The sequence below is a fragment of the Cedecea sp. VD22 genome, assembly GCF_037150195.1.
GTDB lineage: Bacteria > Pseudomonadota > Gammaproteobacteria > Enterobacterales > Enterobacteriaceae > Cedecea.
Genome location: NZ_JBBCPX010000008.1, coordinates 162,930 through 175,657, shown reverse-complemented (window position 1 = coordinate 175,657; position 12,728 = coordinate 162,930). Strand labels below are relative to the sequence as shown.

11 protein-coding genes are annotated in these 12,728 nt (G+C 57.2%); 8 read left to right on the top strand and 3 right to left on the bottom strand.

Annotation, left to right across the window (positions count from 1 at the left end; all coding sequences use genetic code 11):
* Window positions 1–562 precede the first annotated feature (562 nt).
* The 5 genes from WFK85_RS15765 (at window position 563) to WFK85_RS15745 (ending at window position 5,628) form a co-directional block, all read left to right on the top strand.
* Window positions 563–2,131: an ABC transporter substrate-binding protein gene (locus WFK85_RS15765; protein ID WP_039299945.1), complete on the top strand. Its 1,569-nt coding sequence runs from the start codon at window positions 563–565 to the stop codon at window positions 2,129–2,131.
* An 85-nt stretch (window positions 2,132–2,216) separates the two neighbouring features.
* Window positions 2,217–3,260 carry an ABC transporter permease gene (locus WFK85_RS15760; protein WP_039289883.1) on the top strand — a complete coding sequence of 348 codons (1,044 nt, stop codon included), beginning with the start codon at window positions 2,217–2,219 and terminating at the stop codon, window positions 3,258–3,260.
* Complete coding sequence (locus tag WFK85_RS15755; protein WP_166877127.1) at window positions 3,260–4,093, top strand: ABC transporter permease; 834 nt, start codon at window positions 3,260–3,262, stop codon at window positions 4,091–4,093. The genes WFK85_RS15760 and WFK85_RS15755 overlap by 1 nt, the downstream gene beginning before the upstream one ends.
* A complete protein-coding gene (locus tag WFK85_RS15750) occupies window positions 4,086–4,919 on the top strand; it encodes an ATP-binding cassette domain-containing protein (RefSeq protein WP_166993388.1) in 834 nt (277 codons plus the stop codon). The genes WFK85_RS15755 and WFK85_RS15750 overlap by 8 nt, the downstream gene beginning before the upstream one ends.
* On the top strand, window positions 4,906–5,628 hold the full coding sequence (locus WFK85_RS15745; protein WP_166993386.1) for an ATP-binding cassette domain-containing protein: 723 nt from the start codon (window positions 4,906–4,908) through the stop codon (window positions 5,626–5,628). The genes WFK85_RS15750 and WFK85_RS15745 overlap by 14 nt, the downstream gene beginning before the upstream one ends.
* Window positions 5,629–5,632: 4 nt before the next feature.
* Here the strand turns inward: WFK85_RS15745 and WFK85_RS15740 are convergent, their stop codons facing one another.
* Window positions 5,633–6,532, bottom strand: a complete 900-nt coding sequence (locus WFK85_RS15740; RefSeq protein ID WP_336708874.1) for a diguanylate cyclase — start codon at window positions 6,530–6,532, stop codon at window positions 5,633–5,635.
* A 475-nt stretch (window positions 6,533–7,007) separates the two neighbouring features.
* Between WFK85_RS15740 and ygjG the strand changes: the two genes are divergently transcribed.
* A complete protein-coding gene (gene ygjG / locus WFK85_RS15735) occupies window positions 7,008–8,405 on the top strand; it encodes a putrescine aminotransferase (protein WP_336708872.1) in 1,398 nt (465 codons plus the stop codon).
* 106 nt (window positions 8,406–8,511) lie between these two features.
* Here the strand turns inward: ygjG and lsrG are convergent, their stop codons facing one another.
* The gene (lsrG, locus tag WFK85_RS15730) at window positions 8,512–8,802 is read right to left on the bottom strand and encodes a (4S)-4-hydroxy-5-phosphonooxypentane-2,3-dione isomerase (protein ID WP_008460496.1); all 291 of its coding nucleotides are present in this window, start codon (window positions 8,800–8,802) and stop codon (window positions 8,512–8,514) included.
* A complete protein-coding gene (gene lsrF / locus WFK85_RS15725) occupies window positions 8,799–9,689 on the bottom strand; it encodes a 3-hydroxy-5-phosphonooxypentane-2,4-dione thiolase (protein ID WP_336708870.1) in 891 nt (296 codons plus the stop codon). Before lsrF ends, lsrG begins: the two co-directional genes overlap by 4 nt.
* A 169-nt stretch (window positions 9,690–9,858) precedes the next feature.
* Here lsrF and lsrK point away from each other — a divergent pair, with 169 nt between their 5' ends.
* Both lsrK and WFK85_RS15715 read left to right on the top strand, forming a co-directional pair.
* Window positions 9,859–11,439 (top strand): autoinducer-2 kinase, encoded by a 1,581-nt coding sequence (lsrK, locus tag WFK85_RS15720; protein ID WP_336708869.1) that lies wholly within the window; start codon window positions 9,859–9,861, stop codon window positions 11,437–11,439.
* A gap of 243 nt (window positions 11,440–11,682) precedes the next feature.
* A complete protein-coding gene (locus WFK85_RS15715) occupies window positions 11,683–12,666 on the top strand; it encodes an alpha/beta fold hydrolase (RefSeq protein ID WP_336708867.1) in 984 nt (327 codons plus the stop codon).
* Window positions 12,667–12,728 lie beyond the last annotated feature (62 nt).

Genomic DNA, 12,728 nt, shown 5'->3' with positions numbered 1-12,728 from the left:
GAACGTAATGACATGGTATCTCTCGCATCCCACGGCATAAGCGGCTCCATAAACGGGTTCTTATGCCTTAGTTGTAAGTGTCTACCATGTCCCCGAACAAGTGTTCACGATGTCCCCGGACCGTACAGCGGGATAGGGGATGAATAGAGAAGCCCTCACCAGCGCGTGGGGGCTTTTTTTGGCCTTTTTTCTGTTTCGCCTCTTCGTCACAAACACAAGCGATTGTGCTGGGGCGGATCGGGGTCCGTTCAGTTTTATCTTCCGCTACCGGACATGTGAATGTCTCAGGTGGCATTACTCCACGCCCCTCACCCCGGCCCTCTCCCCAAAGGGGCGAGGGAGAAAACAGGTACGGTGAACGGAAGCTTAACCGAACCTTCATCATCGTCGATATTGACGCTCCCTTACAGCAAGTGGCCGTCAGGTTCTCAGCACTTTATCGCATTTGATATATCGTATATTTATATGCAAAGCGCAATTTTGACTTTGTGAATTGAGATAACTCACCTAACGTAAATACACAGAGAAAAGTCGATAAAAAACACAATTACAGGGTACACACATGCAAAAAAAAGTTCTGCCATTACTGCTGCTGGCTGCGCTGTCTGCGGCTTCCCACGCTGCCACGCCGCCGGATACCCTGGTGGTAGCTCAAGGGCTGGACGACATCGTCAGCCTTGATCCGGCTGAGGCCAACGAACTCTCAAGTATTCAGACCGTGCCGAGCCTTTATCAGCGCCTGGTGCAGGCAGACCGCACGGACCCGGCCAAAGTCGTGCCGATTCTGGCGGCCAGCTGGCAAGGCGATGCGGCCAATAAGAAACTGACCATCAAGCTGCGCCCGGACGCTAAATTTGCCTCCGGCAACCCGCTGCGCCCGGAAGACGTGATCTTCTCCTACACCCGCGCGGTCACGCTGAACAAATCCCCGGCCTTTATCCTGAACGTACTGGGCTGGCAGCCTGACAACATTGCCAGCCAGTTGAAGAAAGTGGATGACCACACGCTGGAAGTGCACTGGACCGCGGACGTCAGCCCGGCGGTTGCGCTGAATATTCTTTCCACGCCTATCGCATCTATCGTGGATGAAAAAGCGGTTGAGCCAAACGTGAAGGCCGGTGACTTCGGCAACGAATGGCTGAAAATGCACTCTGCCGGCAGCGGCCCGTTCAAAATGCGCGTTTATCAGCCGCATCAGGCTATCGTGCTGGATGCCAACCCGACTTCTCCGGGCGATGCGCCAAAAGTGAAGAACATTATTATTAAAAACGTGCCCGATCCGGCCGCTCGCCGCCTGCTGATTCAGCAGGGTGACGCCGATATCGCCCGTGATTTGGGGTCTGACCAGACCAGCGCGCTGGAAGGTAAGCCAGGCGTGAAGGTGCTGAGCATTCCTTCAGCCGAGCAGAACTATTTAGTGTTTAACGTCGGCAACAACGCCAACCCGCTGCTGAAAAATCCGGCGCTGTGGGAAGCGGCCCGCTACCTGGTGGATTACCAGGGCATTACTAAAGATCTGCTGAAAGGCCAGTACTTCGTCCACCAGAGCTTCCTGCCGGTCGGCTTCGCGGGCGCGCTGGAAAATACTCCGTTCAAATTTGACCCGGCGAAAGCGAAAGAAATTCTGGCGAAAGCGGGCATCAAAGACGCGCACTTCTCGCTGGATGTGGAAAATAAACCGCCGTTTATCACCATCGCTCAGTCCATGCAGGCAAGCTTTGCCCAGGGCGGCGTGAAGGTTGATCTGCTGCCAGCCGCCGGTAGCCAGGTGTATGCCCGCGTACGCGCGAAACAGCACCAGGCCGCCATTCGCCTGTGGATCCCGGATTACTTCGACGCCCACTCCAACGCCAGCGCCTTCGCCTATAACGACGGCAAAGCCAGCACCGTGGCCGGGCTGAACGGTTGGCAGATCCCGGAGCTGAATAAACAAACGCTGGCTGCCGTAGCAGAGGCCGATCCGGCCAAGCGCAAAGATCTCTATACCAAACTGCAGGAAGAGCTGCAGCGTAGCTCCCCGTACGTGTTTATTGACCAGGGTAAAACTCAGGTTGTGGTGCGAGATAACATCAAAGGCTACCAGCAGGGCCTGAATGCGGATATGGTGTATTACGATAACGTCACGAAATAACTGAACGGCCCCTCGCCCCGCCCTTTCCATCGTGAAAGAGGCCGGTCGGGGGGTTAATCACCATTAGCGCATAAAAGAGTTACCCATGTCCGAAGTCTCGCCTTCGTCGCAGCGCCTGCGGCGTCCGCTGCTCACCCTGCTTCAGGGAATATTTACCCTTGCTCTGACCCTGATTGGCCTGCTGCTGATTACCTTCGCGTTGTCTGCGCTGTCCCCGGTGGACAGAGTGCTGCAAATCGTCGGCGACCACGCCAGCCAGTCCACTTACGATCAGGTTCGCCACCAGTTGGGGCTGGACCAGTCGCTGCCCGTGCAGTTCTGGCATTATCTGGTCAATCTCGCCCACGGCGATTTAGGCATAGCCAGCTCAACCGGCCAGCCGGTGCTGCATGATTTGCTTTCAGCGTTCCCCGCCACCCTGGAACTCGCCACCCTGGCGCTTATCGTCGGCAGCGTACTTGGCGTACTTTTTGGTGTGCTTTGCGCCCGGTTCGCCGGTTCACCGCTGGATCTCGTGGTGCGCACTTTTACCCTGCTGGGCAACTCCGTGCCTATTTTCTGGCTGGGTCTGCTGATGCTGGCACTCTTCTATGCTCGTCTGCAGTGGAGCGCCGGGCCTGGGCGGCTCGACGATATTTACCAGTACAGCGTCGAGGCCAAAACCGGCTTCGTGCTGATCGATACCTGGCTTTCCGGCGATAAAGGCGCGTTTCTCAACGCCATTAACCACCTGATTCTGCCGGTATTGCTGCTGGCCTATTATTCTCTCGCCAGCATCACCCGCCTGACCCGCACGGCCTGCCTGAGCGAAATGAACAAAGAGTACATTACGCTCGCCCGCGCGAAGGGCGCAGGCGACATGGCGATTCTGCTGCGCCATGTGTTGCCCAACATTCGCGGCACGCTGTTCACCGTGATCGCTCTGGCTTACACCAGCATGCTCGAAGGTGCGGTGCTGACGGAAACCGTCTTCTCCTGGCCGGGTATTGGCCGCTATCTCACCACCGCGCTGTTTGCCGGGGATACCACCGCCATCATGGGCGGCACGCTGCTGATCGGCGTGTCATTTGTGCTGATCAATAACCTGACCGACATACTGGTGCGCGCCACCGACCCGAGGATCCGCTGATGCCGTCTTCTCTTTTTCTGCGACGCATGCTGCGCTCCCCGGCGGCCCTTAGCGGGCTGATTATCATTGCCGGGCTGGTGCTTATCGCGCTGTTTGCGCCGTGGCTGGCTCCGTTCGATCCCAACTGGCAGGATGCCGCCGCGCGCCTGCAGGCGCCCAACGCCCAACATCTGCTGGGCACCGACAGCTATGGCCGCGACCTGCTTTCTCGCCTGCTCTACGGCACTCGCCCGGCGCTGGGCCTGGTGCTGCTGGTGACCATTATTACCCTGCCGGTTGGGCTGCTGATTGGCATTCTGTCCGGCTATTACGGCGGCTGGCTGGAGCGTATCTTGATGCGCTTTACCGATGTAGTCATGTCGATGCCCCGCCTGATTTTGGCCTTTGCCTTTGTGGCAATGCTCGGCCCAGGACTGGTTAACGGCGCGCTGGCGCTGGCGTTGACCACCTGGCCCGCCTATGCCCGCCAGGCAAGAAGTGAAATACAGCGCCTGCGCCATAGCGATTATCTTGCGGCCGCAGAAATGATGGGCATCAAAGGCTTGCGGCTGCTGGTCGGCCATATTCTGCCGCTGTGTCTGCCTTCCGCCATTGTGCGCCTGGCGCTGGATCTGGCCGGGATTATTCTTGCCGCCGCCGGTCTGGGTTTCCTCGGCTTAGGCGCCCGCCCGCCGATGTCCGAATGGGGCGCGATGATTGCCGACGGAATGCAGGTCATTTTCGACCAATGGTGGATTGCCGCCATTCCGGGCACCGCCATTCTGCTGAGCAGCCTGGCGTTTAACCTGCTGGGCGATGGCCTGCGCGACGTGCTGGAGCCGCAACATGACTAACAGAATTACCGTTTCCGGGCTGAATATCGACTATCCCGGCACCCGGGTAGTCAGCAACCTCTCCTTCACGCTGGGCAATGAACGCCTGGCGCTGGTCGGCGAATCCGGCTCAGGCAAATCCATGACGGCTCGCGCGCTGATGGGGCTGGTGCGTAAACCAGGCAAAGTGAGTGCAGAGCAGCTCAGCGTGATGGGGCACGACCTGCTCGACATGAATGCCCGGCGCTGGAACCAGCTGCGCGGCAGTGACATCGCCATGGTGCTGCAGGACCCGCGCTATGCGCTGAACCCGGTCAAAAGCGTGCAGCAGCAAATTGACGAAGCGCTACGATTGCACCAGAAGCTGTCCACTGCCGAACGCCGCGATCGCTGCCGCGAACTGGTGCAATCCGTTGGTTTGCCGGATGCGGTTCTGATGCGTTACCCCGGCGAACTGTCCGGCGGCATGGGCCAGCGCGTGATGATCGCCATTGCGCTCGCCAATAATCCCAAAGTGCTGATCGCGGACGAACCTACGTCGGCGCTCGACGCCCGCCTGCGCAACCAAATCCTTGAGCTGCTGGTAGCCCAGTGCGAACAGCGGCAAATGGCGCTGCTGTTGATCAGCCACGATCTGCCGCTGGTAGCGGAACACTGCCACCGTGTGCTGGTGATGTACCAGGGCCAAAAAGTCGATGAAATGGCGGCAAGCGAGCTGCCGCAGGCCACGCATCCTTACACGCGCACGCTCTGGACCTGCCGTCCAAATGCCGACACCTACGGGCAGATGCTACCGACGCTGAACCGCATCGAATTCCAGCCAGGAGAAACCTATGGCGATCGTTAAGGTTGATAATCTAAGCGTGCAGTTCGCCGCCAAAGGCGGGATCAAAACCGCCGTCGCCGGAGCCAGTTTCTCTCTTGAACAGGGCGAGACATTTAGCTTGATTGGCGCTTCCGGCTGCGGGAAATCTACCATCCTGCGCGTGCTGGCCGGGCTACAGCGTGACTGGAAGGGAGTTGTGGAGCTGATGGGCAACCGCATTGCGGCAGGGAAACGCTTCCAGGGCGCGCTGCGTCGCGAAGTGCAGATGGTGTTTCAGGATCCGTATGCCTCGCTGCACCCCAACCACACGATTTGGCGCACGCTGGCCGAGCCGCTGAAAATCCATGGTGAAAGCGAGATTGAAGCCCGAGTGGCGGAAGCATTAGAGCAGGTCGGCCTGCCGTCCGAGGCGGCAAAACGCTACCCGCACCAGCTTTCCGGCGGCCAGCGCCAGCGCGTGGCGATTGCCCGTGCGCTGCTGCTTCGCCCCAAAATTCTGCTGCTCGACGAACCCACTTCCGCGCTGGATATGTCGGTCCAGGCGGAGATCCTCAACCTGCTCAATCGTCTGAAGCAGCAGCACGGCATGACCTATCTGCTGGTCAGCCACGATGCCGACGTGATTGCGCATATGTCCGACCGGGCGGCGTTTATGGCCAACGGGGTGATTGAGCGCACCTTCGATCGTGCTGCGCTGGTAAACGGGGAACACAGGATGGCGAACGCGTAACGCATTATTCCAGCGTGACCATTTCTTCGTCAGACAAAGCCAGAATACAGCGATTGCGGCCCGTGTTTTTGCCGTAATACATGGCTTTGTCTGCCCGACCAATGGCGCTGTGCAGGGAGTCATTCGCACTGACGAGGGTTAGCCCCCCGGTTACCGTCACGCGGATTGCCTGGTCATCCACGCTGATGGGCTGGCTGGCTAAGTGCTGGCAAATGCGCTGCCCGGCCCGCTCTGCCTGCTCACGACTGGTCGCTTCCAGCAGCATAATAAACTCCTCGCCGCCAAAGCGATAAATGCGCTCTTCGTTACGCGTAGCCCCTTTAAGAATGGATGCGACGCTGCGCAACACATCATCTCCGGCGTTGTGTCCCCAGGTGTCATTGATCGTTTTAAAACGGTCAATATCCATGATCAGCAAATAAAGGTTGCGCTCCGCACGCTCGCAGCGAGAGCGTATCAGCGGAAATTCCTGATACATTAAATGGCGTAGCGGCAGGCCGGTTAACGCGTCGTACAAATTGCGGTAGGAAAAAAGGTATTCTTTATACTGGTCGATACTGGAAATAAAATTTTGCTGCGCTTCATTGTAATGATTCAGCAATTTTTCACTAACCTGTTTGCCGATAATAGATAACATGAGTACCCGGGCGGCAGCGTGCATATCGGTGTGGTGCTTATCAATCAGCAGAATCAACTCCCGGTCCAGACTCCCCCCCTGCAAACGCTGCCCCAGCCAGCGGCTGAAACGACAATGCTGATGGGAATGCAGATCGTTGATTTCTTTATCGGGTTCACCGCCCAGCAGGCTGAGGCGCAGGCACTTATTTGCCCAGTTATAATGATCGCGGATGGCAATATTTAGCTCTGATAAAGAGCTGTCGATGTCCTTTATATTGATAGTCACGCTATGCACACCTTGTGTTTAACGGGTCAAGTTAATATCCACCACCTGATGATAACGAATATCGCGGGTTAATTTTCACGCCGAATCATAACTTAAACAAATCCTAAACAGCCAATCCATATTAAAAACTTTACGAATAAGGACATTTATTGTTATACGGTATTTCAGAATAAATAAGCCTCTATTAACCATTAAGAAATGCTAAACAATAATAAGCCCGATCTTTATTTTCCTTTTTGCGCCATACGGAAACATGTCGCCCCAAAATGGTGCGAATCTCTTCTCAGCAAGGTCATGCTCACTCAATCGGCCCTCAGCATTAAAACACGCAAAATGTCATCTATTGTGATTAATTATTGCACAGATGTACTCCTGCGGGCGTTTATCCCGATTTCACTTACGGCGCGCTACCTGGCGCAATCCCTGCAATACTTATTTTGTGTATCGCGTGATACGCCACACCCAGGAGCACATTTTGAACAGGTTACCTTCCAGCGCCTCGGCCCTTGCCTGTACGGCGCACGCACTGAACATTATTGAAAAGAAGTCACTTAGCCATGAGGAGATGAAGGCGCTAAACCGGGAGGTGGTTGATAGCTTCCAGCAGCACGTTAATCCGGGTTTTCTTGAGTACCGCAAGTCCGTTACCGCCGGCGGGGATTACGGAGCCGTAGAGTGGCAAGCGAGCAGCCTGAATACGCTTGTCGACACCCAGGGCAAAGAGTATATCGATTGCCTGGGTGGGTTCGGCATCTTTAACGTGGGGCACCGTAATCCAGTCGTTGTTTCCGCCGTCCAGCATCAACTTGAAAAGCAGCCCCTGCACAGCCAGGAACTGCTCGACCCTCTGAGGGCGATGCTCGCTAAAACGCTTGCCACACTGACTCCGGGTAAACTCAAATACAGCTTCTTTAGCAACAGCGGTACTGAGTCCGTGGAAGCCGCAATAAAACTGGCCAAAGCGTACCAGTCGCCACGAGGGAAATTTACCTTTATTGCTACCAGCGGCGCGTTCCACGGCAAGTCTCTGGGCGCACTTTCGGCCACGGCGAAATCCACTTTCCGCAAACCATTTATGCCGCTGCTGCCGGGATTCCGCCACGTGCCCTTTGGCAATATCGAGGCATTACGCACGCAGTTCAGCGAATGTCGTAAAACCGGTGATGATGTAGCCGCGCTGATCCTGGAACCCATCCAGGGCGAAGGCGGGGTGATTCTGCCGCCGCCAGGCTATTTGCCTGCGGTGCGTCAACTTTGCGACGAGTACGGCGTGCTGCTGATTCTGGATGAAGTGCAAACCGGGATGGGCCGCACCGGCAGGATGTTTGCCTGCGAACACGAAAACGTGCAGCCGGACATTCTCTGCCTTGCCAAAGCGTTGGGCGGCGGCGTGATGCCGATTGGTGCCACGGTTGCGACAGAAGAGGTGTTTTCCGTACTGTTTGATAACCCGTTCCTGCACACCACCACGTTTGGCGGCAACCCGCTGGCCTGCGCTGCGGCGCTGGCGACTATTCACTACCTGCTGGAAGAGAATCTGCCTGCTCAGGCGGCTCAGAAAGGGCAACTGCTGCTGGATGGCTTCCGGGCGCTGGCCCGTGAGTTCCCCGATCTGGTTGTTGAGGCACGAGGCCAGGGGCTGTTAATGGCGATTGAGTTCCGCGACAACGACATCGGCTACGAGTTTGCCAGCCAGATGTTCCGCCAGCAGGTGCTGGTGGCCGGGACGCTGAATAATGCCAAAACCATTCGGGTCGAACCGCCGCTAACGCTGACCATTGAGCAGTGCGAGCATGTGCTTGAGTGCGCGAAGCGCGCGCTTTACAGGCTGAGAATGACGCAGGATGAGACGGCAGAGGCGCAGGAAAGCTGAGTGCCCCTCTCCCTGACAGGGTGAGGGGGTTTTTCCTATTCAACCCACTTCCTTTGTTTTATTCCCTCTCCCCCATGGGGAGAGGGCCAGGGTGAGGGGGCATTCCCTACGGCAGCAGCCCAATAAAACTCTGCTTCTTACGCGGCTCAGACATCATCTCATCCAGCTTCTCAACGCAGGCGAGATAGTGCGGGGTCTTCTTGTGCGCCAGCACCGCGGCCTCATCCTGATAGGCCTCGTAGATATAAAATCGCGTTGAAACCTCCGGGTCCTGCAGCACATCAAAGCGTAAATTACCGGGCTCTTTGATGGCGCCTTCATGATTCGCCCGAAACACGTCCAGAAACTCGTCGACCCGCTCTGGCTTAATGTTGATCTCCACTAGCGTGACGTTCATGCCTTACCTCCCTGATGCTTCGCTTCAAGCCAGAACTGATAGGCCTCGCGGGCAGATGCTTTCTCGTGCACCACCTTCTTCACCGCCTGCAGCATCGCCAGGGGTGCTTCAGACTGGAAGATGTTGCGCCCCATATCCACACCGGATGCGCCCTGGTCTATCGCCTTAAAGCACATCTCCAGCGCCTCCTGCTCGGGCAGTTTTTTACCTCCGGCGATAACGATCGGCACTGGGCAGCTGGCGGCGACTTTCTCAAAACCGTCCTCAACGAAGTAGGTTTTTACAAACTGCGCCCCAAGCTCGGCGGCAATGCGGCTAGACAGCGAGAAGTAACGCGCGTCACGGGCCATTTCTTTGCCCACGCCGGTAACCGCCAGCGTAGGAATGCCGTAGCGCGTTCCCTCGTCCACCAGCTTGATGATGTTGTTGATCGACTGATGCTCATACTCGCTGCCGATATAAATTTGCGCGGCCACCGCACAGGCGTTGAGGCGTAATGCATCCTCCATCGTCACGGCGACGCTTTCGCGCGAGAGTTCGCTGAGGATCGAATTGCCGCCGGAGGCGCGCAGCACAACAGGTTTGTTGGTGGCAGGCGGGACCACGCTGCGCAGAATGCCGCGGGTACACATCAGCACGTCGGTTTCAGGGAACAGCGGCGCAATAGAGAGGTCAATACGCTCCAGGCCGGTTGTCGGCCCCTGAAAATAGCCGTGATCGAAAGCCAACATCACGGTGCGCCCGGTGCTGGGGTTAAAAATCCTCGCCAGCCGCGACTGCATGCCCCAGTCCAGCGCCCCGCTTCCCTTCAGGTAAAACGCCCGGTTCTCCTGCGGCTGGCCAATACCGAAGTCTTTTCCATCTTTAATATCATCCAGATCTGCCATCAAGTTCTCTCCCGGATCCATCAGTGAATAAGAGATAGTGTTCAAAAACTTAGTCAGGGATCGCCCATCGCAACCGTGCAGCGATCACAAAATATCCAAATAGATCGGTCAAATCGCCCGCGATAGATAAGAGTTTATTTATTGAACGAGCGACGGAAGAGGTCTGTGAATGAGTTATCTACTTGCACTGGACGCCGGAACGGGCAGTATCCGCGCCGTGATCTTCGATACTTCTGGCCAGCAAATAGCCGTTGGCCAGGCCGAATGGAAGCACTTGAGCGTGACAGATGTGCCGGGATCGATGGAGTTCGATCTCGCCGTTAACTGGCAGCTGGCCTGCCGCTGCATCCGCGAGGCCCTGCACAACGCTAACCTCTCCTCTTCGGCGATAAGTGCCGTTGCCTGTTGCTCTATGCGGGAAGGGATTGTGCTGTACGATCGCCACGGCGAGCCAATCTGGGCCTGCGCAAACGTGGATGCTCGCGCCAGCCGCGAAGTCAGCGAGCTGAAAGAGATCCACGACTTCCAGTTTGAATCCGAGGTGTACCAGGTTTCAGGCCAGACGCTGGCGCTGAGCGCCATGCCCCGCCTGCTTTGGCTGGCACACCATCGCCCGGATATCTACCGCAAAGCCGCCACCATCACGATGATCAGCGACTGGCTGGCAGCCAAACTCTCCGGTGAGCTGGCGGTTGACCCCTCTAACGCCGGTACGACCGGGATGTTGGATCTATCGACCCGCGACTGGCGGCCTGCCCTGCTGGATATGGCCGGGCTGCGCGCCGACATACTTTCCCCGGTCAAAGAAACCGGCACCGTGCTGGGCGGCATAACCCCACAGGCGGCTGAAGAAAGCGGCTTGCTAAAAGGCACGCCGGTGGTGATGGGCGGCGGCGACGTCCAGCTTGGCTGCCTGGGGCTGGGCATTGTCCGGCCTGGGCAGACGGCGGTGCTGGGCGGCACATTTTGGCAGCAGGTGGTGAACCTGCCGGCCATCAAAACCGACCCCGACATGAACATCCGCATTAACCCACACGTCATCCACAACATGGTGCAGGCGGAGTCCATTAGCTTCTTCACGGGCCTGACGATGCGCTGGTTCCGGGACGCCTTCTGCGCGGAAGAAAAGCTGCTGGCCGAGCGCCTCGGCGTGAATACCTATGCGCTAATGGAAGAGATGGCGGGCCGGGTACCTGCGGGCTCCCACGGGGTGATGCCCATTTTCTCTGATGCCATGCATTTCAAGCAGTGGTACCACGCCGCACCGTCGTTCATTAACCTTTCCATCGACCCTGAGAAGTGCAACAAAGCGACGCTATTCCGTGCCCTAGAGGAGAACGCGGCGATTGTCTCCGCCTGTAATCTGGAGCAGATTTCCGGCTTTTCTGGCGTGAGGTTCGACTCGCTCGTCTTCGCCGGAGGGGGTTCAAAAGGCGCGCTGTGGAGCCAGATCCTGAGCGATGTCACCGGCCTGCCGGTGCGCGTGCCGGTGGTCAAAGAGGCCACGGCGCTGGGCTGCGCGATTGCCGCTGGCGTAGGCGCCGGGCTTTTTGATTCGCTAGCCAGCACAGGTGAGCGTCTGGTGCAGTGGCAGCGAGAGTTCACGCCAAATCCGGCGCACCGCAAGCTTTACGACGAGATGAAGCGCAAATGGCAAAAAGTGTATGCCGACCAGTTAACGTTGGTGGACAGCGGCCTGACGACGTCGATGTGGCAGGCGCCGGGGCTTGTACCGAGAGTGGCAGGATAATTTTCCCCTCACCCCGGCCCTCTCCCCAGAGGGGAGAGGGGGAATTAGTTAAGTGAGTGATTTTTTATCCCCTCTCCCTTCCAGGGAGAGGGCTAGGGTGAGGGTAAAAACACTTTGTATCACACTGTATCCACGACCCCGCCAGATACGCCGCCATGCAAAAAGGGCGGTTTGAAAAACACACCGCCTACAATCTCGTGATGTGATAACCGAACATTTTCTAATGGCTTTGGAGAAAACATCATGTTCAACAAACTGACCCTGTCTGCGCTGATTGCCCCTCTTTCTCTCTCGGTCGTCTTCGCCTGCCAGGCGGAAGCCGCGGGCTTTGATGCCGGACAAATAAAACAGATTAACGCGGGCGTGCTGAACGTCGGCTATGTCGATCTCGGCCCGAAAGACGGGCAACCGGTAATTCTGCTGCACGGCTGGCCCTACGACATCAACAGCTTTGATACGGTAGCGCCTGAGCTGGCAAAGCAGGGCTACCGGGTTATCGTGCCAAATCTGCGCGGCTTCGGCAGCACCCGGTTCCTTTCCCCTTCCACTCCTCGTAATGGTGAACCGGCGGCGCTGGCTCAGGATACCGTTGCGCTAATGGATGCGTTGCATATCAAACAGGCCATTTTCGCTGGCTACGACTGGGGCGCACGCACGGCGGATATCGTAGCGGCGCTGCACCCTGAACGGGTGAAAGCGCTGGTGTCGGTCAGCGGCTATCTGATTAGTAGCCAGGAAGCAGGGAAAAAACCGCTGCCGCCGCAGGCCGAGCTGCAATGGTGGTATCAGTTCTATTTCGCGACTCCACGCGGCGCGGCAGGATATGAGAAAAACACCCATGACTTCGCCAGACTGATCTGGCAGCAGGCTTCGCCGGGCTGGAAGTTCAGCGATGAGACCTTTAACACCAGCGCCAAATCACTGGATAACCCGGACCACGTTGCGATTACCCTGAGCAACTATCGCTGGCGCCAGGGGCTGGAAAACGGCGAGCAGAAGTACACGGCTGATGAGAAAAAACTGGCTGCGCTGCCGAATATCACCGTGCCAACCATCACCATTGAAGGCGACAACAACGGCGCACCACATCCTGCACCGGCGGCCTATGCGGCGAAATTTACCGGCAAATATGAACACCGAACCTTCAGTGGAAACATCGGCCATAACCCACCGCAAGAAGCGCCAGAGGCGTTTGTGAAGGCAGTGGTAGATGCCGGTAAGTTGTAGTAAAAAAAGAAAAACATAGCCGTTCACTGCCGGGCGGCTATGCTAGTTTTAGCCTTCACTTT

Bases quoted from the DNA above. Each gene is read 5' to 3' on its own strand.
- WFK85_RS15765 (WP_039299945.1), top strand. From the start codon at position 563: ATGCAAAAAAAAGTTCTGCCATTACTGCTGCTGGCTGCGCTGTCTGCG.
- WFK85_RS15750 (WP_166993388.1), top strand. From the start codon at position 4,086: ATGACTAACAGAATTACCGTTTCCGGGCTGAATATCGACTATCCCGGC.
- lsrF (WP_336708870.1), bottom strand. From the start codon at position 9,689: ATGGCAGATCTGGATGATATTAAAGATGGAAAAGACTTCGGTATTGGC.
- WFK85_RS15745 (WP_166993386.1), top strand. From the start codon at position 4,906: ATGGCGATCGTTAAGGTTGATAATCTAAGCGTGCAGTTCGCCGCCAAA.
- lsrK (WP_336708869.1), top strand. From the start codon at position 9,859: ATGAGTTATCTACTTGCACTGGACGCCGGAACGGGCAGTATCCGCGCC.
- WFK85_RS15755 (WP_166877127.1), top strand. From the start codon at position 3,260: ATGCCGTCTTCTCTTTTTCTGCGACGCATGCTGCGCTCCCCGGCGGCC.
- WFK85_RS15760 (WP_039289883.1), top strand. From the start codon at position 2,217: ATGTCCGAAGTCTCGCCTTCGTCGCAGCGCCTGCGGCGTCCGCTGCTC.
- lsrG (WP_008460496.1), bottom strand. From the start codon at position 8,802: ATGAACGTCACGCTAGTGGAGATCAACATTAAGCCAGAGCGGGTCGAC.
- WFK85_RS15715 (WP_336708867.1), top strand. From the start codon at position 11,683: ATGTTCAACAAACTGACCCTGTCTGCGCTGATTGCCCCTCTTTCTCTC.